Source organism: Butyrivibrio sp. NC3005 (assembly GCF_000424545.1).
GTDB lineage: Bacteria > Bacillota > Clostridia > Lachnospirales > Lachnospiraceae > Butyrivibrio.
This window is the reverse complement of the sequence record NZ_KE384206.1, coordinates 132,423-158,202: the sequence shown is the minus strand read 5'-3', so window position 1 is coordinate 158,202 and position 25,780 is coordinate 132,423. Positions and strand designations below refer to the sequence as shown.

The following is a 25,780-nucleotide window of genomic DNA, read 5'->3' as shown; positions in this document are numbered from 1 at the left end:
AAGACCCTAAGCTATACTAGGGTCTTGCAGTAGGATTTTTTTAGAAAGATATTTATGAATAAAGTTACAATAAGCAATAATTCAAATTATAAGATTGATGAAAATATGGAGGCAATGATTAATGCCTCTGATTTAAATGGACCAGTACCTATAAACGAGCCTGAAAGACAATACTATTTTATAAAAAAAGCAAGAAATTATGTTGATGAGCTAGCAAAAGAACTTGGAAGACGTCCTAAGGCTTGCAGCATTGCATTTGGATGTCAGATGAACGCTCGTGATTCTGAGAAGATTCTGGGTGTATTAAGATGTGTTGGATATGATGAAGCAGAAGATGAAAAGGCAGATTTTGTAATTTATAATACATGTACCGTTCGTGATAATGCTGATCAGAGAGTATACGGAAGACTTGGATATGCCGGTAGTTTGAAGAAAAAAAATCCACATATGAAAATTGCTGTCTGCGGTTGTATGATGCAGGAAGAAGTCGCAGTTGAAAAGATTCGTAAGAGTTACAGACAGGTTGATCTTATTTTCGGAACACATAATTTATTTAAATTTGCAGAACTGTTATGCTACATGTTTGAATCAGACAGAATGATTATTGATATTTGGAAGGAAACTACTGAGATTGTAGAAGATCTTCCTATTGAGCGTAAATATCCGTTCAAATCTGGTGTAAATATAATGTTTGGATGTAATAATTTCTGTACGTATTGTATAGTTCCATACGTTAGAGGAAGAGAGCGAAGCAGAGAACCTAAGGATATCATAAGAGAGATTGAGCATCTTGCTGCTGATGGTGTTAAGGAAGTAATGCTTCTTGGTCAGAATGTTAATTCCTATGGTCAGAATCTTGAGAATCCTATTTCTTTTGCTCAGCTTCTTGCAGAGGTATGCAAAGTTGACGGAATTGAAAGAGTAAGATTTATGACTCCTCATCCAAAAGATTTGTCACAGGAACTTATTGATGTAATAAGAGATAATCCAAAGGTGGCTCGTCATATTCATCTTCCATGCCAGTCTGGAAGTACAGAAATTCTAAGACGTATGAATCGCAAATATACTAAGGAATCTTATCTTGAACTTGCAACCAGAATAAGAGAGCAGCTTCCTGATGTTGCGATTACTACTGATATTATTGTTGGTTTCCCAGGTGAAACTGATAAAGATGTTGATGATACTATCGATCTTATTAATAAAGTTAAGTATGATAATGCGTTTACATTTATATATAGTAAGCGTACTGGAACGCCTGCTGCCTCTTTTGAAAATCAGGTTTCAGAAGAAGATGTTAAGAGAAACTTTGATAGAGTGTTGAAGGCTGTCCAGGAAAATGCTCATGCTCAGGCTAGAAAGTGGACTGGAACTGTTCAAAGAGTTTTGATTGAATCTATAAATGAACAGGATGAAAGTCTTGTAACAGGAAGAATGAGTAATAATACTCTTGTTCATTTTAAAGGTGATAAAACTAGAATTGGTACATTTGCAGATGTTCACCTTGACGAGTGTAGAGGTTTCTATTATATGGGCACTGAAGTAGGAGGCGTATAATTGGATACTCAGGATATAAGCGTGGGAATCCCTGAAGGGTTGGCAGTTAAGCCGGATATAGATAAAGTTTCACCTATGATGAAGCACTATCTTCAGACGAAAGAGGAAAATCCGGATTGTCTTTTGTTCTATAGACTAGGTGATTTCTACGAAATGTTTTTTGAAGATGCTATTATTTGTAGCAGAGAATTGGAATTGACGCTTACAGGTAAAGCTTGTGGTATGGAAGAACGTGCTCCTATGTGCGGTATTCCATATCATGCTGTGGATTCATACCTTACTCGCCTTGTAAAAAAAGGATATAAAGTAGCTATATGTGAGCAGATGGAAGATCCAAAACAAGCTAAGGGTATTGTTAAAAGAGAAGTTATAAGAATAGTAACGCCTGGAACTAATATTGATACGCAATCTCTTGAAGAATCACGAAATAATTATCTAATGTGCGTATATTATAGTGATGAAAGTATCGGAATTACTGCAGTTGATGTATCAACAGGTGATTTTTATCTTACTCAGGTGCAGAAACTTCGAGGTGTGCTTGATGAAATATCCAAGTATATGCCTTCGGAAATTATCTGCAATGAAGCGTTTTCTTTGTGTGGTGCAGATTTTGATGATTTAAAAGGAAGACTTGGAATTACTATTTATCCGCTTGATCCTCATTATTTTGATGAAGATTTATGCAAAAAGGCTATAATGAAGCAGTTTAATGTTAATTCATTAATCGGGCTTGGAATTGAAGATTTTCATGAAGGCGTACTTGCTGCTGGAGCATGCCTTACATATATGAGAGAAATGGCAAAATCTGATTTGACCAATCTTACGCACATAACTCCATATCTGACCAGTAAGTTTATGCTTTTAGATACTTCAACTCGTAGAAATCTTGAACTTGTAGAAACAATGAGAGACAAGCAAAAAAGAGGAACTCTTTTGTGGGTTCTTGATAAGACAAAAACCGCAATGGGTGCTAGAATGCTTAGAAATTTTATTGAGCAGCCACTTATCGATCTGGATGAAATGATTTTAAGGCAGAATGCAGTTGAAAGTCTTGTTAATAATGCTGTTTCAAGAGATGAAATCAGAGAATATCTTACACCGGTATATGATCTTGAAAGAATTATGAGTAAGGTCAGCTATAAGACAGCAAATCCAAGAGATTTATTGTCGTTTAGAAATTCTTTGAAGATGCTTCCAGCTATAAAAATTGCTCTCGAAGACTTAAAGGATTGTTCTGAACTTGAAAATGTTTTTGATAATATTGATGAACTTAAAGATATATATGAATTGATTGATTCTTCGATTGTTGAAGAACCACCTTTGGTTATTCGCGAGGGTGGAATAATAAAAGACGGTTTTGATGAGAATATTGATAATTTTAGACAGGCAAGAGCAAATGGAAAACAATGGCTTGCAGAACTTGAATCTAGAGTCAAAGAAGAAACAGGAATTAAGAATCTAAGAATCAAATACAGTAATGTATTTGGGTATGCGTTTGAAGTTACGAATTCTTTCAAGAATCTTGTACCAGAAAACTTCGAAAGAAAACAGACTCTTACTAATTGTGAGCGTTATACAACTAAAGAATTAAAAGAACTCGAAGATACTATTCTTAATGCAGAAGATAAGCTTAATGGTCTTGAGTACGAGCTTTTTTGCATGGTCAGAGATAAAATAGCTGCTCAAATGGAAAGAATTCAGAAAACTGCCAAAGCAATTGCTCTTTTGGATGTTTATTGTTCTCTTGCATTTGTTGCTGAAAGAAATCATTATACAAAGCCAATTCTTAATGATAAGGGAAAAATTCATATTTGCGAAGGACGTCATCCGGTTGTTGAACAGATGATGGATCAGTCAAATATGTTTATTGCTAATGATACTTATCTTGATAATAAAAAGCATATGATTGCGATTATAACCGGTCCTAATATGGCAGGAAAATCCACGTATATGCGTCAGACAGCACTTATTGTTTTAATGGCACAACTAGGAAGTTTTGTTCCTGCTCAAAGTGCAGAAATTGGAATTGTAGATAGAATTTTTACTCGTGTGGGTGCAAGTGATGATCTTGGAAGTGGCCAGTCTACTTTTATGGTGGAGATGAATGAAGTTGCTAATATTCTTAGAAATGCTACTAATAAGAGTCTTCTTATTCTTGATGAAATTGGCCGTGGAACTTCTACATATGATGGACTTTCAATTGCTTGGGCAGTTATTGAGCATATCGCTAACAGGAAATATCTTGGAGCAAGGTCACTTTTTGCGACACATTATCATGAATTGACAGAACTTGAAGGAAAGATTGATTCAGTTAACAATTATTGCATTGCTGTCAAAGAAAAAGGTGATGATATAGTTTTTCTTAGAAAAATTATCAAGGGCGGTGCAGACAAAAGTTATGGTATTCAAGTTGCAAAACTTGCAGGCATTCCTGACATGGTTACTGATAGAGCTAAGGAAATCTGTGCGCAGCTTGTAGATAGTGATATTACTGATAAAGTTCAGGAAATAGCAGCAATAAGCGCCAAAAATACGAAAGTTTCCAAGACTGAAGTAAAGCATTACGATACTGTGGATCTTGGTCAGATGAGCTTGTTTGATACTTATAAAGACGAAGATATATTGAAAGAATTAGAGTCTATAGATGTGACCAATTTAACACCTATGGATGCACTTAATACTTTATACAAACTTCAAAATGATTTGAAGAACAGATGGAAGGGCAATAAAGCAGTTAATGACTAATAGTTATTGACATCTTACACCTATAAGGAGTTGCACATGGCTGAAATACATATTCTCGATAAAAACACAGTTGATCAGATTGCGGCCGGTGAGGTTGTAGAAAGACCTAGCAGTGTTGTTAAGGAGCTGGTAGAAAATGCAATGGATGCAGGTGCTACTGCGATTACAGTTGAAATACATAATGGCGGAATTGATTTTATCAGGATTACGGATAACGGTGATGGAATCGAAGAAAGTCAGATAAAAAAAGCTTTTTTGCGTCATGCAACGAGCAAACTTGAAAGAATAGAGGATCTCTTTACCCTAAATACTCTAGGATTTAGAGGGGAGGCACTTTCAAGTATAGCATCTGTTGCTATGGTTGAAATGATTACCAAGACTTCTAAGTCTTTAACAGGAACAAGATATATTATTGAAGGTGGAGAAGAAAAAGAGTGTGAAGAAGTTGGAGCACCAAAGGGAACGACTATCATTGTAAGAAATCTCTTTTTTAATACACCAGTCCGAAAAAAGTTCCTGAAATCAGCACGTACTGAAGCAAGTTATGTAGCTGATCTTATGGAACACTTGGCGCTGGATAATCCAAATGTTTCTTTTCATTTCATCAATAATAAAGACGACCGTTTTCATACAAATGGTAATGGTGATTTGAAAGAACTTATATATCGAATTTATGGTAGAGATGTTTCAATGGCACTTGTTCCAATAAAGGTTGAATCTTGCGGCATTGTGATGGAAGGATATCTTGGAGAACCTTCCATTAACAGGTCTAATCGTAATTATGAGATATTCTTTGTGAATGGTCGTTATATTAAAGATAGGGTAATGTCTAAAGCAATCGAAGAAGGATACAAACAGTATTTGATGCAGCATAAGTTTCCATTTTGTGTTTTGCATTTTAGGCTGGATCCAGATCAGATTGATGTTAATGTTCACCCATCCAAGATGGAGATAAAGTTTCAAAATCAACATGAATTGTTTGAATTTATAAGGATTCATGTTGATGAAACTTTGAGAAATCATGAAATGATTCCAGAGGCGCTTCGTGATGAAGAAGAAGATTTGAAAGTAGCTGCGCTTAGTAAGAAGGCTAAGATAAATCCAGATGGAAGCATTGATTTTTTTGGTACTGAATCTGAATTTAAGAAAAATGGAACGTATCATGTTGATAAAAAGGCTCCAGGAAGTTTTCATGGCGAATTTGAATTAAGCGGAAAACAGATTGGTGGCGGTTTTACTAATGATTATGTTAAAAATGAAGAAGATTTTTCAGAAATTAAAAATAATCAGGTAAAAGAAAAATCAGCTGAACCATTTGAAACTTCTCGCTTTACTGAGCAGCAAAAAAAAGAAAGCAAACCTGTATTTGCTGAAAATGTCGATATTAAGCCGGTTAGGATTGAAGATAATGATATAAATCCTATTTGGTCAAATAAAAAAGATACAGATGATAATTCTTTGCCTAACAAAACAGAATTGTTTTTATTTGAATCTGATAAAGATAATACGATTATTAAAAATGATGAAAATAGAAGCGAGTTTATAAATGTTACAGATACTGCCAATTTAACAGAAGTTAAAGCAGCTTATGAAAACAAAGAAGGTCTAGAAGAATCTAATAGGGATGGAGATTTGTTATCTTCCTTAGAAGAAGCATCTGATAATAAAGAGAATTCTCCTGAAAACAGTAATTTTACAGGGAAAGTGATAGGACAACCTCTTGACAATATATCTGAGTATTCTTCGCCTATTTTAAAGAAGAGTGCGACCACATTTGTTGAAAAGCCTGTTCAAATGAAGCTTTTCGATGAAGAAGAAAAGATGCTCACGAGCGATAACAGAAGGCAGTACAAGATTATTGGCCAGGTTTTCAACACTTATTGGATTCTTGAATTCAAGGATAAATTGTATGTTGTTGACCAGCATGCGGCTCATGAAAAGGTGAATTTTGAGCACATGATGGCTTCTTTTAAAAATAAGAATGTTTGTAGTCAGATGGTTAATCCTCCTGTAATTATGACTTTTTCTGCACAGGAGGAAGAGATATATCTTGAATTTGAAGATTATTTTTCTAATCTTGGTTTTCAAATAGATCATTTTGGAGGAAAAGAGTATGCTATGAGGGCGATTCCTCAGGATTTGTTTGGATGTGATAATGCAAAAGAGATGTTTTTAGATATATTAGGAGAAATGAGTCATGATAGTGGACATAGAGAGCCTAATGTAATTTATTACAAGATTGCCAGCATGGCCTGTAAAGCTTCTGTGAAAGGAAATATGAGAATGTCTGTTCAAGAGATGGAAGCACTTATTGATGAACTTTTGACTTTGGAAAATCCTTATAATTGTCCACACGGAAGACCGACAATTATTTCGATGAGTAAATATGAACTTGAAAAGCGTTTTAAGCGCGTTGTGGATTGAGTATGAATAAACTGGTTATTTTAACGGGACCAACTGCTGTTGGTAAATCAAAATTGTCTATAGAACTTGCAAAGAAAATCGGAGGAGAGATTATTTCTGCTGATTCTATGCAGGTATATAAACACATGGATATAGGAACAGATAAAATTTCACCTGAGAAAATGGAAGGCGTAACTCATTATTTGATTGATATATTAGAGCCTACTGAAGAATTTAATGTTGTTCTTTTTCAGAAAAAAGTAAAAGAAGCTATGAAAAGGATCTATCAAAATGGGCATATTCCTATTCTTGTGGGTGGAACAGGTTTTTATATTCAGGCTGTATTGTATGATATAGATTTTACTCAGACTGATGCTGATACTTCTTTTAGAAAAGGATTAGAGCAGATTGCGCTAACTGAAGGTGCCTCTGTTTTGCATGAGAGATTATCTATGGTTGATCCTGAGTCAGCAAAGGCTATTCCAGAGGGAAATGTTAAACGAGTTATAAGAGCACTTGAGTATTTTGAGAAAACCGGAAAGAAAATTTCAGAGCATAATAAAGAGCAGCATGAACGCACATCGCCTTACGATTTCAGATATTTTGTTCTAACTGATGATAGAGACGAACTTTATAGAAGAATTGAAGTTAGAATTGATGAGATGATAAAAAATGGTCTGGTAGAGGAATGCCAAAATCTTAAGAAACTTGGAGTTACTAATGATATGACCTCTATGCAGGGGCTTGGATATCGTGAAGTAATGTCTTATTTAGATGGCAAGACAAATCTTGAAAATGCAATTTATCTTATAAAAAGAAATACAAGACATTTTGCCAAAAGACAGCTTACATGGTTTAGAAGAGAAAAAGATGTAATATGGCTTGACAAGAAGGCTTATAATAGAGAAGATGCGCTTGTGCTTAAAGCTATATGTTCTAAATTAAACTGGTGAATTATAGTTTTGTTTTAATTTGTATAATAAGGAAGTGAATTATATGTCAGAATTTAATAAAGCAAAGATGTTCGAGAAAATGGGTATTTCTGCTGATGTATATGAATATGGAGAAATGATTTGCAACTCTTTAAAAGAGCGCTTTGAGAGAATTGATCAGGTGGCAGAGTATAATCAGCTTAAGGTTATAAATGCTATGCAAAAAGCTCAGGTTCAAGAAGCTTGTCTTATGGGAACAACAGGTTATGGTTATAATGATCTTGGTCGTGATACTTTAGAAAAGGTATATGCAGATATTTTTCATACTGAAGATGCACTTGTAAGACCGCAGATAACATGTGGAACACATGCACTTGCACTTGCTCTTATGAGTAATCTTAGACCAGGCGATGAGCTTCTTTCTCCAGTCGGAAAACCATATGATACTTTGGAAGAAGTTATCGGAATACGTCCTTCAAAGGGTTCTCTTGCTGAATACGGTATTTCATACAAACAGGTAGATCTTTTAGAAGATGGAGGTTTTGATTACGATGGAATTGAGAAGGCTCTTAATTCCAAAACAAAACTTGTGACAATCCAGCGATCGAAAGGATATCAAACAAGACCTACACTTTCTGTTGAGAGAATTGGCGAACTTATTAGCTTCATAAAAGAAAGAAGACCTGACGTTTTGGTTATGGTCGATAACTGTTATGGGGAATTTGTTGAAACTATAGAGCCTACAGATGTAGGTGCTGATATGGTAGTAGGATCTCTTATCAAGAACCCTGGCGGCGGACTTGCACCTATTGGTGGATATATTGCGGGTAAGAAAGAATGTGTAGAAAATGCAGCGTATCGTCTTACTAGTCCTGGATTGGGTAAAGAAGTTGGGGCCTCGCTTGGTATTCTTCCGCAGTTTTATCAGGGATTATTCCTTGCACCTATAGTAGTTGCATCAGCGCTTAAGGGAGCTATTTTTGCAGCAAATCTTTATGAAAGACTGGGATATTCGTGTCTTCCTAACGCAACAGAAGATCGTTTTGATATTATTCAGGCTATTACTTTTGGAACAGAAGATGGACTTGTTGGATTTTGCGAAGGTATTCAATCGGGTTCTCCAGTAGATAGTTTTGTAACTCCAGAACCATGGCCAATGCCTGGATATGATTCAAATGTTATTATGGCAGCCGGTAATTTTGTTTCCGGTTCATCAATTGAATTATCAGCCGATGGTCCGCTAAAGCCTCCTTATGCTGTATATTTTCAAGGAGGACTTACATTTCCTCATGCAAAGTATGGTATTTTAAAGACGGTTCAGGCTCTTAAGGATAAAGGTGTTATAGATACTGTCAATTTGAAAAACAAATGATATTTTTCTATATAGGTTTTTTTCCAAAAAACTATACAGTAAATTTTTTTTGTAGTAAAATATAGAAACATGGGGAAATTATTGTTTGATTCCTACTGTCCGGAGAGGCTTTTGATAGTAGGAGGAAAAGTTTGAGTCATAAAAAATCACTTTCAAATATGCTTCAGGATGGGAGCGCAAGTATTGAGGCTCTACCTTTTGAACGTTTTCGAAAATATGGACCTGAAACTTTAACAGATGCAGAACTTCTTGCTGTTTTAATACGGTGTGGGACTTTGAACTCTACTCCGATGGAGATTGGTCAGGAAGTCTTAAAAAGGGGAAGTATCTATGAAAAGGGATTAAATGGACTTCATCATCTTTCTGTGAAAGAGTTATGTGAGATTAATGGTATTGGTGAAGTTAAAGCTATCCAGTTGAAGGCTATAGGTGAGATTGCGAGGAGAATGTCTGTTTCAAGCAAAAATGATAGATTATGTTGTAATAATCCGACGACTGTGGCAAAGCATTATATGGAAATGATGCGCCATGAAGAAAGAGAACAGCTTCGTATTCTGTCGCTAGGAACCCACTTGGAGCTAAAAAGTGATAAGGTGATATATCAAGGAACTGCTGACAGATGTCTAATAGAACCGCGTGATATTTTTCAATTTGCATTACGGGCAGGAGCGGTTTCTATTATTCTTTTACATAATCATCCCAGCGGAGATCCCACTCCGTCCAACGCAGATTGCAAAATTACAAAACGCATAAGCACACTTGGAAAAGAGCTTGGAATTATACTCCAAGATCATATAATTATTGGAGATAACAAATATATAAGCTTTAGGGAAAATAAATTGCTTGATTTTAATTAAATCATAATTACAGGAGGTCCACTTTGGCTAATAACGCATTTGGTATTGACCTGGGAACAAGTACCATAAAAATTTATAACAGAGCAACTGATAGCACAATCGTTGAAAAAAATATGATTGCTATTCAAAATAAATCAACAATCCGTGCAATTGGTAATGAAGCATACGAAATGTATGAGAAAACGCCGGAATCTATTCGTGTATCATATCCGCTTAGTAATGGCGTCATTGCAGATATTAAGCACATGGGTATATTAATCAATCGCTTTATTACTCAGGAAATGAAGGGTAGTGTTAAGCCTGCTGATTATTATATTGCAACACCATATGATATTACATCTGTTGAAACACGAGCTTTCACAGATTTGATTCGTGATAGTAATGTTAAGGCAAAGAAAATTAAAGTAGTAGATAAGTCTATTGCTGGCGGACTTGGAATGGATGTTGATGTACAGAATTCTAATGGTGTTCTTATTGTGGATGTTGGATTTGACACAACTGAAATTTCTGTATTGTCACTTGGTGGAATTGTTATCAGCAAGCTTATTAAAGTTGGCGGACGTAAGTTTGATGATTCTATTCGTTCTGCAATTCGAAAAGAGTATAGTCTTTTGATTGGTTCTAAAACAGCTGAAAATGTTAAGATGGAACTTAGAAATTTGGAAAACGAAAATAAGCCGGCTGTAGTATATGGTAGAGATATTGTGACAGGCCTTCCTATTGAACGTGAGATTCCAACAGATCTTGTAAATAATGCTCTTATAGAGAGCTTTGATACTATTTTAGATAATATTAAAGCTACTTTGGAGAAAACACCACCAGAACTTGCTGCTGATATTTACAAGCATGGTCTCTACCTTACTGGCGGAGCATCTCAGGTATACCATTTGGCACAGCAGATTAGCAATGGATGCGGTTTGAATGTCAATATATCAGAGGAGCCAGTTGAATCTGTAACTTTTGGATTGGCTAAGATAATCAAGGATGATCAATATAAATCACTTGCAAGGGATGAGTAAATGAGTTCTGTGATTAGAAGAGAAAGAGAGAAATTTACCATTCCTGGTAAATATCTCCTTTTTATTTTGACAACATTATCTATAGTGTTAGCTGTGATAACAATTAATACCAACATTTTTTCTGGTGTATCCAATACAATTGTTGGTGTAATTGTTGTGCCGTTTCAAAAGGGTGCTACGGTAGCTGGAACCTTTTTGACACATCAGGCTGAGAAGTTTACTACAATGGATAAGCTTCGAGAGGAAAATCATAAGTTAAAAAAACAGGTTGCTGATTTAATGGAAGCAAATACTCAGCTTGCGCAGGATCAGTATGAAATTCAGGAACTTAGAAAACTGTATAGTCTTGATGCGAAGTATTCTTCCTATAAAAAAGTTGGAGCAAGAGTCATTGCAAAGGATTCGGGCAACTGGTATCACAGTTTTATTATAAACAAAGGTACAGAAGACGGCTTGGCTGTAAATATGAATATTATTGCAGATGGCGGTCTTGTAGGAAGAATTTCAAGTATCGGTAAGAATTGGTCGAAGATTACAACTATAATTGCTGATAATTCTGCTGTAAGTGGTAAAGTTTTAACTACATCTGATAATTTAATTGTATCTGGTAGTCTTGAAAACTATTCCAAAGGAGTTATTAACTTTTCTAAACTTAAGGATGATTCGGATAGAGTATCTGTCAGTGATAAAATAGTTACATCAAATATTTCTGATAAGTATCTTCCTGGAATATTAATAGGTTATATTACAACGATTGAATCAGATTCAAATAACCTGACTAAATCTGGAACTGTTACACCAGCTGTTGACTTTGAACATCTTGATGAAGTTCTTGTTATTACAACGCTTAAACAGACTGTAAATGAGGATAAGGAAGTATTAGAAACTGACTCTATTATTCCTGACACTAATAAGAAAAAATCTAGCGAGAATTCAAATGAAAATAGTAGCGAGGAATCATCTGGTAGTGATGAAGCAGAAAATAGACAGAATAACTAGGAGGTATGTATGAGGAAATTTCTTGCAACTTTTCTGATGATTCTTGTTTGTTATTTGCTTCAGACAACCGTTTTTTCTTATTTTAGGTTTGGAGATATAGTACCGAATTGTTTGCTTATAATTACAGTCTCATCAGGTATTATGCGTGGTGACAGACATGGTTTGTTGGCTGGATTTGTGTGCGGATTGTTAGTGGATATTTTCTTTGGAAATTTTATTGGATTTTATGCAATTTTATATATGTATGCAGGATTTCTAAGTGGAATTTTTCATAAAATCTATTTTCCAGAAAATATGTTATTTTCATTAGGTGTTATAACAGGAGTAGATTTTTGCTACGGATTTCTGGTCTATGTTTTGAGCTTTTTGCTTAGATCTAGATTTGCATTTGGATATTATCTGCTTCATATTATTGTGCCAGAAGTAATATATACATCAATTGTTGCGGTATTTCTTTATCCAGTTATATTGAAAGTCAATATGAAAGTGGATGATATTATTCAAGGGAGCGCGAAAAAATTTGTTTGATGAAATTAAAGAAGCCATTGCGAGGTTTTTAACTTCACGCCTTTTAGTTATTGGCCTAGTGATGATACTTATTGCGAGTGGTCTTGTTTATAGACTATTTGATTTGCAGATAATAAAAGGTGAAGCATATTTGGATTCATTTCAGCTTAGAATAAAAAAAGAAAAAGAAATTCAGGCTGCAAGAGGAAATATTTATGATAAAAATGGAAATCTTCTTGCGTATAATGAACTTGCAAACTCGGTTGTAATTGAAGATGTATATGAAAGTGGTTCACAGCGTAGCAAAAAGATTAATGCTACGCTTAATGCAGTTGTAGACATTGTTGAAAAGAACGGTGATGCAATTGTAAATGACTTAAGTATTCAGTTAAATGAAAATAATGAATTTGAATTCACTGTTGAAGGAACAATGCAACTGAGATTTTTGGCTGATATTTATGGATATAAAACCATAGATAAAATGAAGTATGATGAAAGAACTTCAACCGCTGACGATGTAATGAACTATATGGGAAAAAAGTTTGAAGTCGGCGAGTATATAAATCCTGATGATAAGAATAGTTTTGTTGCAGGTAAAGGATATAGCAAAAAGAGATTTCTTCAGCTTGTAACATTAAGATATAATATGAGTCTTAACAGTTATCAGAAGTATATTGACACAACTATTGCGGAAGATGTATCTGATAAAACTGTATCTGATATTGAAGAGAATAAGTCTTGCCTTGAAGGTGTAAGTATAGATGAAAAAACTGCAAGAAAGTATGTAGATTCTAAGTATTTTGCTCAAATATTGGGATATACAGGCAAAATATCTTCTACTGAACTTAAAGATTTAAGAGAAAAATATCCTAATCTCAATTATGATGGAAATGATACCGTTGGAAAATCAGGAATCGAAGCAGCAATGGAAACAACTTTGCAGGGAAAAAAAGGTTCGGAAACATTATTTGTAGATAAAGTTGGACAGGTTCTTGATACCACTAACTATATTGAACCATCTGCTGGAAATGATGTTTATCTTACAATAGATAAGGATTTGCAAGAAGCTGCTTATGATATTCTTGAATCAAGACTTGCAGGTATTTTGTCGAGGAAAATTGTTAATTCTAAAAAAGTAGGAACCACAGCAAAATCAAGTGATATCATGATAGCTGTTTATGATGTTTACTATAAACTTTTTGAGAATACAGTAATTGATACAAAGAAGTTTAATAACAAAAATGCAAGTGCAACAGAAAAAAAAGTTGCAAAAGTATTTGCCGGTAAACAAAAAAATGTTCTTTCTACATTAAAAAAAGAATTGACATCATCTAAAACTGCATATAATAAACTTCCGCTTGAATATCAAAACTATGAGACATATATTACTGGAATTCTACGTAATAGTGGAATTCTGACAAATGAAGATTATCATGATGAAACGTATATTAAGTACGCCAAAAATGAAAGTATTTCTTTAAATGAGTACTTACACTATGCTATTTCTATGAATTGGGTTGATATTACAAAGCTTGAGCTTGATGGACAATATTCTGATTCAGAAGAAGTGTACTTGCAAGTTGTCAATCATTTAATTAATACTTTGGAAAATGATGTTACTTTTAGTAAGATGCTGTATAGATATATTTTACAGTCTGATTTAATAAGTCCAACTGACTGTTGTAATCTTTTACTTGATCAAAAAGTTGTAAAGCTTTCAGATGCTGAACTTACAAGGTGGAAATCTGGTAGCGAATCTGCATATACTTTTATAATGAATCGTATTCAGAAACTTGATTTGACACCTGCACAATTAAATCTTGATCCATGTAGTGGATCTATTGTTATTACAGATATTAAGACAGGTGAAGTGAGAGCACTTGTTTCATATCCGGGTTATGATAATAATAAAATGGCAAATGGAGTAGATGCTAAGTATTATGCAAAGCTTAGAGCTGATTTATCTAATCCATTGTACAACTATGCAACGCAGCAGAAGACGGCTCCTGGATCAACTTTTAAACCATTGTCAGCAACAGCGGGTCTTATGGAAGGTGTGATTTCTACAACATCAACGATTACATGTACAGGAAGTTTTACAAGATTTAATCCAGCGCCTAAATGTTGGATTTATCCGCGTGCACATGGTTCTTTAAATGTATCTGGAGGTATCACTAATTCTTGTAACGATTTCTTCTTTGAAGTTGGTTATAGACTTGGATCGGTTGGAGGAAATTATAATTCTGACAAAGGTCTTGAAAAGTTAAAGAAATATGCCAACTTGTATGGACTTACAGAGAAAAGTGGAATAGAAATTGAAGAAAGTGAACCGTCTGTTTCTAAAGAAGATGCAGTTAGATCTGCTATTGGACAGGGTAGTAATGCGTATACTACAGTTCAGCTTTCTAGATATATAACAACTGTTGCAAACAGTGGAACATGTTTTAATTTAACACTAATTGATAAAACAACAGATTCTAATGGTAAATTGTTAAAAGATAACAAAGCAACAGTTAGAAACAAGGTAAAAATGCCTAGCGCATATTGGGATGCTATTCATGCTGGTATGAGAGGCGTTGTTGAGAAAAGGAGTGAATATGCAAATCTTGGAGTAAATGTAGCAGGTAAGACAGGTACAGCCGAAGAGAGACATGATAGAGCTAACCATGCTTTGTTTGTAAGTTATGCTCCGTATGAACAACCTTGTATATCTGTAACTACTCGAGTGGCTTATGGTTATTCTTCTAGTTATGCTGCACAAATTTCAAGAGATGTATATGATTATTATTTCAATGAAGAATCTAGAGAAAAACTTCTTAAAGGAGGAGCAAAGACTCTAGAAGGTGGTGGAAGAGCCGACTAAAGAGGGTTATATGAATAAAAAATATAAGCTGCGAAATTTTGATTTTATGTTAGTTATAATGGCATGGGCACTATCTGCTGTTGGTGTAGTAGCTGTTAGCTCATCTAATAATACACTAACATCCAAGCAAATATTGGGTATAGTAATTGGTACCATAGTTATGTTTTTTATAGCTTTTGTTGATTATGTAAAAGTGATTAAGTATAATTATGTGTTTTATTCGATTACTATTTTGATGCTTGCTGCTGTTAAAATAATGGGAAGATCGTCACATGGTGCGACAAGATGGCTGAGAATTGGAGGATTCATGTTTCAGCCATCTGAATTTTCCAAAATCTTGCTAATTCTATTTTTTTCAAAACTAATGTTTGATAACAGAAAAAAAGCAAAAACTATAAAATATGTAATTACATGTATCCTCTATTTTGTACCGCCTCTTTTGCTGGTTTTGGTAGAACCCGATTTATCCACTAGTATTTTAATTTGTCTTGTATTTGTGGCTCTATTATATGAATCTGGAATTAGTTCCAAACTTGTAACTATGACTCTACTTGTTGCAATTCCGGTACTTGCTGTTGGCTTTTATCTTGTAATTATGCCTAATAGTCCTATTGTCAAGAAATATCAGCAAGAAAGAGTCTTGGCATGGCTTCATCCAGAAGATTATGCCAGCACAACAGCTTATCAGACTATGAATTCTATTATGGCTATTGGTTCCGGACAGCTTGAAGGAAAAGGTTATAATACAAATGAAATTAGTTCTGTTTTAAATGGCGGATTTATCTCTGAGTCTGATACTGACTTTATATTCACAGTTATTGGCGAAGAGTTTGGATTTATAGGAGGAATTGTAGTTGTATCTCTTATTTTGATTATTTCTTTAAGATGTTTAATGATTGCCGGGAAGGCAAAAGATTTGTCGGGGAGGCTGATTGCAACCGGAGTCGGAGCATGGATAGGATTTCAAGGCTTTATGAATATTGCAGTTGCAACTGGAGCTATGCCTAATACAGGTCTTCCTCTACCTTTAGTAAGTAGTGGTCTTACATCAATTGTTAGTGTATATATTGGAATTGGTTTTGTGTTAAATGTAGGACTTCAACAAACAAGACGATATTCATGACAAGAAGTAATGTTAGTTTCTGATGAAAAAATAAGAAGTCATGACTTTGAAAAATTCACATATTTTTGATAATATTGTTGTAAAATATGTAGAAGTTTTGATTAGCTCCTTGAAATAATTTCAAAATAGGTTAAAATCCTTAGTGGAAACGATACCATAATTATATTAATTTGAAATGATTATATATAATTTTAGAATATAGATGGAGGGAAATAAAATGAACATTGCTTTAATAGCACATGATGCAAAGAAGAAACTCATGCAGAATTTTTGTATTGCCTATAGAGGAGTTTTAAGTAAAAATGAATTATATGCTACAGGAACAACTGGCCGACTAGTCGAAGAAGTAACGAATTTAAGTGTTCACAAGTTTCTTGCAGGACATTTGGGTGGAGAGCAGCAAATCGGTGCAGCAATTGAACACAATGAAATTGATTTAGTTATATTTCTTAGAGATCCTTTGACACAGAAGTCACATGAACCTGATGTTGGAAATGTTATGCATTTATGTGATGTACATAATATTCCAGTAGCAACAAATTTAGCTTCAGCAGAACTTTTGATTAAATCATTAGATAGAGGAGATCTTGAGTGGCGTGAGATGTATAAATAAGCATAAAGTTCTTATTTCAATTTTTTTACTTAGTAGCATTTTTCTTGGTGGTTGTAACAGCGCATCATATGAGATGCCATATTCTTCTGATAATACTAATTCTGTTGCAGGAACACAGCTACTAGAGACATTTTCATCAAACTTATGTGTTGTTGGAAGCGATATTCCTAAAGAGGGTATTACTATGTCAAATAATTCATGCGCAGGGTTATTTGACTTAAATAAGAAAGAAACCCTTTATGCAGTTAATGTTAACGAAAGAATAAATCCTGCTTCTCTGACAAAAATAATGACTGCCCTTGTAGCTTTGAAATATGGATCATTGGATAAAGTGCTAACCGCCTCCTCTAATGTCAATATTTCAGAATCAGGAGCTCAACTTATAGGTCTGTCTAAAGGCGATACAATGACTTTGGATCAGGCTTTACATTTGTTACTTATTTATTCTGCTAATGATGCGGCAGAACTTATCGCAGAGAATATAGGTGGTTCTGAGGATTCTTTCGTAGAAATGATGAATCAAGAAGCGAGGTCTATTGGTGCGGTTGGGTGTAATTTTAGAAATCCTCATGGCTTAACAGCTGAAAACCACTATGTTACTGCATATGATATGTATTTGATTTTTAATGAAGCCATGAAGTATGATACATTTCAAGAAATTATAAATATGGGGGTGTATTCAACTACATATACCAAGGCTGATGGAAGTGGAAAAAAAGTTGATATTAAGTCAACAAATGCTTTTTTGCGAGGAGATAGGAAGGCACCTACTAATATTACAGTTATAGGTGGCAAGACAGGTACTACGAACGCTGCTGGTCACTGTCTAATTTTGCTTGCAAAAGATTCATCCGGAAACCCATATATCGCTGTTGTAATGCGTGCTGAGGATACAGATACTCTGTACAATGAAATGACACAGCTTCTTGCTAGCTGTGCTGAACAGTGAGTAAGAAAATATATATTGTTTTTTCTATCATACAAACTTATAATAGTATTATGTAGGAGCGAAAACCTGGTTAGAGTATTTTGAAGGGTTTGTCTTATCCGCTCATTTTTCCTATTAGTATTCAAGCATCCGTACAGAAGAAAGTGATCAACAAATTTAAGGAGGTTACGCTTATGGTACAGCTGATTGTAGGTAAGAAAGGAAAGGGTAAGACCAAATGTCTCTTGGAAAAGGTTAATTCCGAGGTCAAGAGCATTTTGGGGGATGTAGTATTTCTTGACAAGAATACGAGCCACATGTATGAGTTGAATAATAAGGTTCGACTTATTGTAGTTCCAGATTTTATGATTGATACAGAAGAAGAGTTTGTAGGCTTTATAGCAGGTATTATTTCTCAAGATCATGATTTGCAACAAGTTTATGTAGATAGTTTTCTAAATGTCTCTGGAATAGGAGAAGGTGGTATTCTTCCTATTATCGAGAAACTCGAAAAATTCAGTGATAATTTCCATATCGATTTTATATTGAGTATTTCAATGGATGAGACTGAGCTACCCGAGTCAGTTCGTAAAAATGTTGTGACCTCTCTTTGATTTTGATATATTGCTTTTTATTTTGATAACATTATTAATTATGAAGCCGCGACTTGTGCCGCGGCTTTTATAATTACATTGGAGGTAGAGATGGCTTCTTCCCGAAAAAAAAATAATGTAATAAGTATGAACGACGGGCGAAAAGCTGTTAATATCGGCTACCTTATTTTCGCTGGTTTATTATTTTATATTTGCAGTTGTATTTGGCAATATGCGCATACGAAGCATATTGTTGGATATGAAGTGGTTGAAGGCTCCATCTCGACCAATAATATCTATACAGCTATTGCACTTAGACAGGAAATGACTGTACCTAATGCTGTAGCAGGTCCGGTTTATTATTTTGCAACAGAGGATAGAAAAGTTGCAGCTAAAGATTTAGTTTATGTTGTCGATGAATCAGATACTCTTTCACAGAGCAAAGATGTTGGTTCTGCAGATAATAGCATGTCTTTATCAGAATCTGATTATTCAGCAATTCAGAATAACATTGAAGGTTTTTGTGAAACATTTTCAGCTTCAAAGTTTAGTCAGGTTTATGATTTTAAAAATAGCATACAGGGATCGGTTTCAAAACTTGTTAATAGTCTTTATTTAAAAAATATTGATGATTTAAAAGCATCTTCCCAAGCTTTTTCATATCAATATTCTCCTGCATCTGGAGTTGTAGTGTATTCAGTTGATGGATATGAAGGTTTAACATTGAAAGATATGAAAAGTGATTATTTTGATCAGGAAAAGTATAACAAAACTGTTTTTGGATCTAATGAGATAATTGCTGCAAATGATCCTGCATATAAACTTGTCACATCAGAAGATTGGTCGGTTGTGATTAATACAGATGAAGAAACTGCAAAAAAATTAGTTGATGAAAAATTTGTTCAGGTCCGCTTTTTGAAAAACCAGGTTAAGGCATGGGGAGAAGTATCTTCTTTTACAAATAAGGATGGCGAAACATTTGTTGCGCTGACATTTACAAATTCTATGATAACTTTTGCATCGGACAGATTTTTATCAATTGAAATTATTAGTAATCAAGAAAAAGGATTGAAAATACCTAATAGTGCAATTGTAAAAAAAGAATTTTATTTGATTCCAAAAGACTATGTTGTTAGTAGTGATAACGAACAATATGTATATAGAAAAGCTTTTTCTGACGATGGTACAGAATCGCAGGAAAAAGTATCTGCTCAGATATGCGGTTTGTCAAAAAATGAAAAAGAATACTACATAGATAAAACTTCATTAAGAACAGGAGATATTCTCTTAAATCCTTCGAATGATCAGACTTTTACCGTTAGTAAAGTTGATTCACTTTATGGAGTATATAATATCAATAAAGGATATGCTGACTTTAAAGAAATTGTTAGAGATAAGCGTTATTCCAATGATGAGTATTCAATTGTTAAGTCAAATACTAAATATGGTTTGAGTGTTTATGATTACATTGTTCTTGATGCATCAGCAGTTGTTGATGATGAATTAATAAAATGAGAAAAAACATTGACATTATCATTGAAAAAAACGATAATATAGTAGTAGTTGAGGATTTTATCTGGTTTTTCAGGTGAAATTTTTGTTACTGAATTAAATAACTTAAGGAAATCGGTAACGAATTATTAGAGGGATCTGCCTAAAGTTCAATCAATGGTGGAGTTAGGAGAAAAGTATGAGTATAATGGACAGCTTACTAAAGACCATGAAGTTGACTGACGTAGATGATGATTATTATGATGATGGCGATGATGATTACTATGAAAAGGGTTCCAATGCATTAGACACTAAGCCAATTGGCAAAGATGATCCATCCATAGAGGTTCCTGAGGAGAAGCTTTCTAAGAGAAGCGGAGCGCAGATTAGAACAATGTCTGGTACCAAAGCAAGGAAGTCTAATGGTGGACTGAGTGCACTAGAGCATAATAGTGGTATGGAAGTATGTGTTATTAAACCTAAGTCCTTTGAAGAGGCTGGTGCTATAACTGAAACTCTTTTGTCTAATCGCACAGTCGTATTGAATTTAGAAGGTTTAGATGTTGATGTTGCACAGCGTATTATTGATTTTGCATCTGGTTCTACATTTGCTATAAATGGCACATTACAAAAGATTTCTAAGTTCATTTTCATAATTACACCACCTACTGTTGACGTTTCTGGTGATTTTCAGGAATTAATTGGTGGGTTAGATGAGAAGAAAGCTTCATTTCAGGTTGATACAACCTTAAGCTAACTAACATCAGCGTTATTTTCAACGACTAATAATAAAGCAATGTTGCTTTTTTGTAGCTGTTCATGGCGCAATTATTTAATGACAGTTACGCTTTTGAAAAGCGAAAGGCAAATTTTGAGTTTGCTTTTCGCTTTTTATATTGAATCAAAACAGGAGTTTTTCGTATAACGTCTGTTTAAATAAAGGAGCTATTTATGGGAGAACAAATACTTAATGTGAATTATGAAGAAAAGCCTTGTTATGACATTATTTTTAGAAATGATTTTGATGGGCTTGCTTCAAGGGTTAGAGAATTAGGATTTCTTAAGAGAAAAATCTGCATCATTACTGATTCAAATGTAAGACCTTTATATCTTGATTGCGTTAGAGACCTTTTAAAAAGCGTTGGAAAAGTTTTTGCATTTGAAATTGAAGCTGGTGAAGATAATAAGAATCTTAATACTGTTCGTAATATATACGGTTACTTAATTGAAAATCATTTTGATAGACATGATTTGTTAGTTGCACTTGGCGGGGGTGTTGTAGGAGATATTACTGGTTTCGCTGCAAGTACATATTTGCGAGGAATTGCTTTTATTCAAATTCCAACGACTCTTTTGGCTCAGACAGATTCAAGTATTGGAGGAAAAACAGGTGTTGATTTTGAAGGATACAAGAACATGGTAGGAGCTTTTTATATGCCTGCTCTTGTTTATATAAATACTGAAGTTTTGAAAACTCTTGATGATCGTCAATTTGCTGCTGGATTTGCTGAAGTTATGAAATATGGTCTTATAATGGACCAGGAGTTTTATTTCTGGCTTATTGAAAACATGTATGAAATACAGGAGAAAGACAATGAAGTTCTTACTCATATGATTTATAGAAGTTGTGAATGCAAAAAGGAAGTAGTTGAGAAAGATCCAAAAGAGCAGAATGAGCGTGCTCTTCTTAACTTTGGTCATACAATAGGACATGCTATTGAAAAGGCTAGTAATTTCAAGCTTCTTCATGGCGAATGTGTTGCTCTTGGAAGTATTGCTGCAGCGTACATTTCCATGAAAAAAGGTTTGATTGAAACAGGTACGTGCTACGAGATTAGAGATATGTTTGTTCCTTTTAACCTTCCTATTTCTGTCGAAAATATTGAGCCTAATCAGATTGCAGAGCTTATAAAGAGCGATAAAAAAGTGGATAATGGTACAATTCGCTTCATTCTTTTGCACGATATAGGCAAAGCTTTTATAGATACAACTGTTACTAAAGAAGAAATATGTGAAGCAGTAAAAGAAATTTTGTATATGGAGAATGGGGATTAATATATGCCGCAAATAACTAAGAGAAAGAAAGTTTTTTTATTGGCTGATATAGTTTTACTCATACTATTAGTGTTTTTTGATCAATTTACTAAATATTTAGCTGTGAAGTTTTTGAAAGGTAAAGAGAATTTTTATCTTTTAAAAGATATTCTTGAACTTCAATATCTTGAAAATAACGGTGCAGCTTTTGGAGTACTGCAGAATCAAAAAGCGTTTTTTATTTTAATTGCGATTCTGATTTTGGCAGTAATAGCATATGTATTGTTTCTTATACCAGATGATAAGAAATACAATATTGTACATATCCTTCTAATCAGCATAAGCGCGGGTGCTGTTGGAAATATGATTGATAGATTAAAGGGAACTTATGTAGTTGATTTTATCTATTTTAAAATAATTAATTTCCCGATTTTTAATGTGGCAGATATTTATATTACTGTAGCGACATTTGTCTTTGCATTTATGATTTGTTTTTATTATAAAGAAAAAGATTTTGAGTTTTTAAGTTTTAAACAGCAAAAGAAGATTAGAGATATTAAGTGATTTTAAGATGTTAGTATCAAATTTAAATAGGAAAATTATTAATTTATGACTTTAATTTGATACTAACAACTTGACTTTATGCATGCTAAAAGTAATAATTTGGAGTTGAATTTTATGATTGTATCTGACAATAATGATGGAATTCGTTTGGATAAATATCTTAGTCTGCAATATTCAGAGCATTCTAGATCATATTTAAAAAATCTGATTTCAGACGGAAAAGTTACTGTTAACGGAAAAGAAGTTTTGAAAGGATCTTTTATCGTTTCAGCAGGAGATGAAATTGAGTTTGAACTTCCGCCTGTTCAGGAGTTAAGTGTCGAGGAAGAAGATATTCCTCTAGATATTTTATACGAAGATAATGATGTTTTGGTGATTAATAAGCCTAAGAATATGGTAGTACATCCAGCTGCAGGGCATAGTAGTGGAACGCTTGTTAATGCTGTTTTGTTTCATTGTAAGGGAAATCTTTCGGGTATAAATGGTGTTCTAAGACCTGGAATTGTTCATCGCATTGATAAAGATACAACAGGATCTGTTATTATCTGTAAAAATGATAAATCTCATCAAAGTATTGCAAAGCAGCTTAAGGATCATAGTATTAACAGAATATATCATGCTATAGTTTACGGTATTATCGATAATGATGAGGGCACTATTAAAGGCTCTATAGGACGAAGTACTGTAGATAGAAAAAAGATGGCTATTAATGAGAAGAATGGAAAGCCTGCTGTGACGCACTATAAGGTTCTAAAACGATTTTCAACTGATAAGATGACATATATTGCATGCAAACTAGAAACAGGCCGTACGCATCAAATTAGAGTGCATATGGCTAGTATTGGTCATCCACTTCTTGGCGATGAGGTTTATGCTGGTAATAGAAAAACAAAATTTAAGCTTGAAGGACAGTGTCTTCATGCAAAAATACTGGGTTTTGTGCATCCAACAACAGGAGAGTATGTCGAAACAGACGCTCCATTACCTGAATATTTTGAACATTTATTAGAAATACTGAAATAGTAATGTATTTGTTGAAGAATAGCGACAATTCTTGAATTGAGTTTGATTTTCATCTATAATTAGAAGTGTTTGAGATATTATTTCATATATCGTTATCTATAAAAGGAGGATATGTGTTATGAATTCTATTATTACGATAGGAAGAGAATTTGGTTCGGGAGGTAGAGCCATCGGGGAACTTGTTGCGAAAAAATGTAATGTGAAGTATTACGATAAGGAATTGATTGCAAGGGTGGCAAAAGAAAGTGGTTTTTGCGAAGAGATGATTGAAAATCACGATGAAAGACCAACTAATTCCTTTTTGTACAATCTTGTTATGGACACATATTCATTTGGCTATAACTCTTCAAGTTTTATGGATATGCCAATTAGTCATAAGGTTTTTTTGGCCCAGTTTGATACCATTAAGAAAATTGCAAAGGAAGGTCCATGTGTTATCATCGGAAGATGCGCTGATTATGCATTAAGTGATTTCTCTAATGTAGTTAATATATTTATCACAGCTGATGAAAAAGAAAAAATTCGCCGTATAAAGAACAGATATGCTGATATAACAAGCGACGAAAAGGCTAGAGATATGTTTCTTAAGAAAGATAAACAGCGTAAAAGCTATTATAATTATTATACGTCCAAGAAATGGGCAGCTTGTGACAGCTATGATTTAACAGTCAGAGCTGGAATTGTTTCAGATGAAGCTACTGCAGATTTTATTATTGATTATGTCAATAAAATAGAAGAAACAAGAAAAAATTATTAATATGCTTTCTTTTAAAATTGATGAACTATAGATAAATGACTTGGCTTGATTTTATAATAAGAGTGGTATAAGTTAAACAATGCCTGCAAAAGAGTGTTGTTTAACTTATACCAAACTATTCGCAAAACACAGGTTTTTCGAATAGTTTGGTATAAGTTGTGCTTTTCTCAATATTTTATCATCTTTTAAAAAATCTATATTTTAAAAGAGTTTTTGTTTTATTTTGATGAACTTATGAATCATAGATAAATGACTTTGCTTGATTTTTATAACCGGAGGTTTTATGCAGTCAAATATTAATTCAGACAATCAACGCTATTTTGAGGAACAAGATAAAGAAAATATTCAAAAATTGCGTGCAGTTATTGAAACGTTACCATCTTTTTGCAAAAGTTATTTTCGTTCTATTTCAAATACTGCTGCTGTAAGAACAAGACTTGGTTACGCATATGATCTTCGAATTTTTTTTGAATATTTACATGAAATAAATCCTGTTTTATCTAAGATTGACATTAAGGATTTTCCTATTGATGTCCTAGATCAGATTAAACGCGATGATTTGGATGAATATCTAGAATATGTTACTTTGTATGATAAAGATGGTATGGAGTTTACTAATGGAGAAAATGGCAAGAAACGTAAAGTTTCTGCTCTTCGTTCCATGTATAATTACTTCTTTAAAATGGATAAAATTGAGACAAATCCAGCTTCTAAAGTTAATACTCCTAAACTTCATGACAAGGAAATTATCAGATTAGAACCTAATGAAGTGGCTATAATGCTTGATAAAGTTGAGGAGGGCGAAGGGCTTACCAAGCGCCAGAAGGCTTACCATAAGCTTACCAGAAATAGAGATGTTGCTCTTATTACTCTCCTTCTTGGAACAGGTATACGTGTTTCTGAGTGTGTTGGTCTTGATCTTAGTGATATAAATTTCGATACTAATGGTATTAGAGTTCATAGAAAAGGTGGAAATGAATCTATTGTTTATTTTGGTGATGAGGTTGAGTCTGCACTTAGAGTTTATCTCTTAGAAAGAAATAAAATTGTTGCTTTATCAGGACATGAAGATGCTCTTTTTTTGTCGATTCAAAATCGCCGAATTACAGTTAGAGCTGTCGAAAATCTCGTTAAAAAGTATGCTAAGACTGTAACTACTCTAAAGAAAATTACACCTCATAAGCTTAGAAGCACTTTTGGTACAAATCTTTATAATGAAACAGGTGATATTTATCTTGTAGCTGATGTGCTTGGTCACAAAGATGTTAATACTACAAGAAAACACTATGCGGCTATGCAAGATGCCAACCGAAGAAAGGCTGCCAGAATTATCCATTTACGTGAAGAGAACGAATAACAATCAAAAAGCCATAATTTTAATGGTTTTACCTAAAATCATGGCT

At 33.9% G+C, this 25,780-nt stretch carries 21 protein-coding genes; all 21 read left to right on the top strand.

Annotation, left to right across the window (positions count from 1 at the left end; translation table 11 throughout):
- Positions 1–54 precede the first annotated feature (54 nt).
- The 21 genes from miaB to G634_RS0115490 all read left to right on the top strand — a co-directional run bounded on the left by miaB (position 55) and on the right by G634_RS0115490 (position 25,734).
- Positions 55–1,554 (top strand): tRNA (N6-isopentenyl adenosine(37)-C2)-methylthiotransferase MiaB, encoded by a 1,500-nt coding sequence (miaB, locus tag G634_RS0115590; RefSeq protein ID WP_051234133.1) that lies wholly within the window; start codon positions 55–57, stop codon positions 1,552–1,554.
- Positions 1,555–1,629: 75 nt separating this feature from the next.
- The gene (mutS, locus tag G634_RS0115585) at positions 1,630–4,299 is read left to right on the top strand and encodes a DNA mismatch repair protein MutS (RefSeq protein WP_081676682.1); all 2,670 of its coding nucleotides are present in this window, start codon (positions 1,630–1,632) and stop codon (positions 4,297–4,299) included.
- A 36-nt stretch (positions 4,300–4,335) separates the two neighbouring features.
- On the top strand, positions 4,336–6,723 hold the full coding sequence (gene mutL, locus G634_RS0115580) for a DNA mismatch repair endonuclease MutL (protein WP_026506036.1): 2,388 nt from the start codon (positions 4,336–4,338) through the stop codon (positions 6,721–6,723).
- Positions 6,724–6,725: 2 nt separating this feature from the next.
- A complete protein-coding gene (gene miaA / locus G634_RS0115575; protein ID WP_026506035.1) occupies positions 6,726–7,655 on the top strand; it encodes a tRNA (adenosine(37)-N6)-dimethylallyltransferase MiaA in 930 nt (309 codons plus the stop codon).
- Positions 7,656–7,698: 43 nt separating this feature from the next.
- Positions 7,699–9,006: a methionine gamma-lyase family protein gene (locus tag G634_RS0115570; protein ID WP_026506034.1), complete on the top strand. Its 1,308-nt coding sequence runs from the start codon at positions 7,699–7,701 to the stop codon at positions 9,004–9,006.
- 131 nt (positions 9,007–9,137) lie between these two features.
- Positions 9,138–9,863 carry a RadC family protein gene (radC, locus tag G634_RS0115565; RefSeq protein ID WP_051234131.1) on the top strand — a complete coding sequence of 242 codons (726 nt, stop codon included), beginning with the start codon at positions 9,138–9,140 and terminating at the stop codon, positions 9,861–9,863.
- Between the two features lie 23 nt (positions 9,864–9,886).
- Positions 9,887–10,882 carry a rod shape-determining protein gene (mreB, locus tag G634_RS0115560; RefSeq protein ID WP_026506032.1) on the top strand — a complete coding sequence of 332 codons (996 nt, stop codon included), beginning with the start codon at positions 9,887–9,889 and terminating at the stop codon, positions 10,880–10,882.
- On the top strand, positions 10,883–11,881 hold the full coding sequence (gene mreC, locus G634_RS19645) for a rod shape-determining protein MreC (protein WP_081676675.1): 999 nt from the start codon (positions 10,883–10,885) through the stop codon (positions 11,879–11,881).
- A gap of 9 nt (positions 11,882–11,890) precedes the next feature.
- Entirely contained in the window at positions 11,891–12,409 is a 519-nt protein-coding gene (gene mreD, locus G634_RS0115550) for a rod shape-determining protein MreD (protein WP_026506031.1), read from the top strand.
- Positions 12,402–15,251 (top strand): penicillin-binding transpeptidase domain-containing protein, encoded by a 2,850-nt coding sequence (locus G634_RS0115545; protein WP_026506030.1) that lies wholly within the window; start codon positions 12,402–12,404, stop codon positions 15,249–15,251. Before mreD ends, G634_RS0115545 begins: the two co-directional genes overlap by 8 nt.
- A gap of 10 nt (positions 15,252–15,261) precedes the next feature.
- The gene (locus G634_RS0115540; RefSeq protein ID WP_026506029.1) at positions 15,262–16,374 is read left to right on the top strand and encodes an FtsW/RodA/SpoVE family cell cycle protein; all 1,113 of its coding nucleotides are present in this window, start codon (positions 15,262–15,264) and stop codon (positions 16,372–16,374) included.
- Positions 16,375–16,591: 217 nt separating this feature from the next.
- On the top strand, positions 16,592–16,987 hold the full coding sequence (gene mgsA / locus G634_RS0115535) for a methylglyoxal synthase (RefSeq protein ID WP_026506028.1): 396 nt from the start codon (positions 16,592–16,594) through the stop codon (positions 16,985–16,987).
- Positions 16,971–17,936: a D-alanyl-D-alanine carboxypeptidase family protein gene (locus G634_RS0115530; protein WP_026506027.1), complete on the top strand. Its 966-nt coding sequence runs from the start codon at positions 16,971–16,973 to the stop codon at positions 17,934–17,936. Before mgsA ends, G634_RS0115530 begins: the two co-directional genes overlap by 17 nt.
- A 173-nt stretch (positions 17,937–18,109) precedes the next feature.
- Complete coding sequence (locus G634_RS0115525) at positions 18,110–18,529, top strand: hypothetical protein (RefSeq protein WP_026506026.1); 420 nt, start codon at positions 18,110–18,112, stop codon at positions 18,527–18,529.
- Positions 18,530–18,619: 90 nt separating this feature from the next.
- Positions 18,620–20,023 (top strand): HlyD family efflux transporter periplasmic adaptor subunit, encoded by a 1,404-nt coding sequence (locus G634_RS0115520; RefSeq protein ID WP_242826830.1) that lies wholly within the window; start codon positions 18,620–18,622, stop codon positions 20,021–20,023.
- A 175-nt stretch (positions 20,024–20,198) separates the two neighbouring features.
- Entirely contained in the window at positions 20,199–20,756 is a 558-nt protein-coding gene (locus tag G634_RS19640) for a cell division protein SepF (RefSeq protein ID WP_051234129.1), read from the top strand.
- Positions 20,757–20,950: 194 nt separating this feature from the next.
- Positions 20,951–22,054 (top strand): 3-dehydroquinate synthase, encoded by a 1,104-nt coding sequence (aroB, locus tag G634_RS0115510; protein WP_026506024.1) that lies wholly within the window; start codon positions 20,951–20,953, stop codon positions 22,052–22,054.
- 3 nt (positions 22,055–22,057) lie between these two features.
- On the top strand, positions 22,058–22,597 hold the full coding sequence (lspA, locus tag G634_RS0115505; RefSeq protein WP_051234127.1) for a signal peptidase II: 540 nt from the start codon (positions 22,058–22,060) through the stop codon (positions 22,595–22,597).
- A gap of 114 nt (positions 22,598–22,711) precedes the next feature.
- The gene (locus G634_RS0115500) at positions 22,712–23,620 is read left to right on the top strand and encodes an RluA family pseudouridine synthase (protein ID WP_035800413.1); all 909 of its coding nucleotides are present in this window, start codon (positions 22,712–22,714) and stop codon (positions 23,618–23,620) included.
- A gap of 118 nt (positions 23,621–23,738) precedes the next feature.
- Positions 23,739–24,377 (top strand): cytidylate kinase-like family protein, encoded by a 639-nt coding sequence (locus G634_RS0115495; RefSeq protein ID WP_026506021.1) that lies wholly within the window; start codon positions 23,739–23,741, stop codon positions 24,375–24,377.
- Between the two features lie 283 nt (positions 24,378–24,660).
- Entirely contained in the window at positions 24,661–25,734 is a 1,074-nt protein-coding gene (locus G634_RS0115490) for a tyrosine-type recombinase/integrase (protein ID WP_026506020.1), read from the top strand.
- Positions 25,735–25,780: the final 46 nt, after the last annotated feature.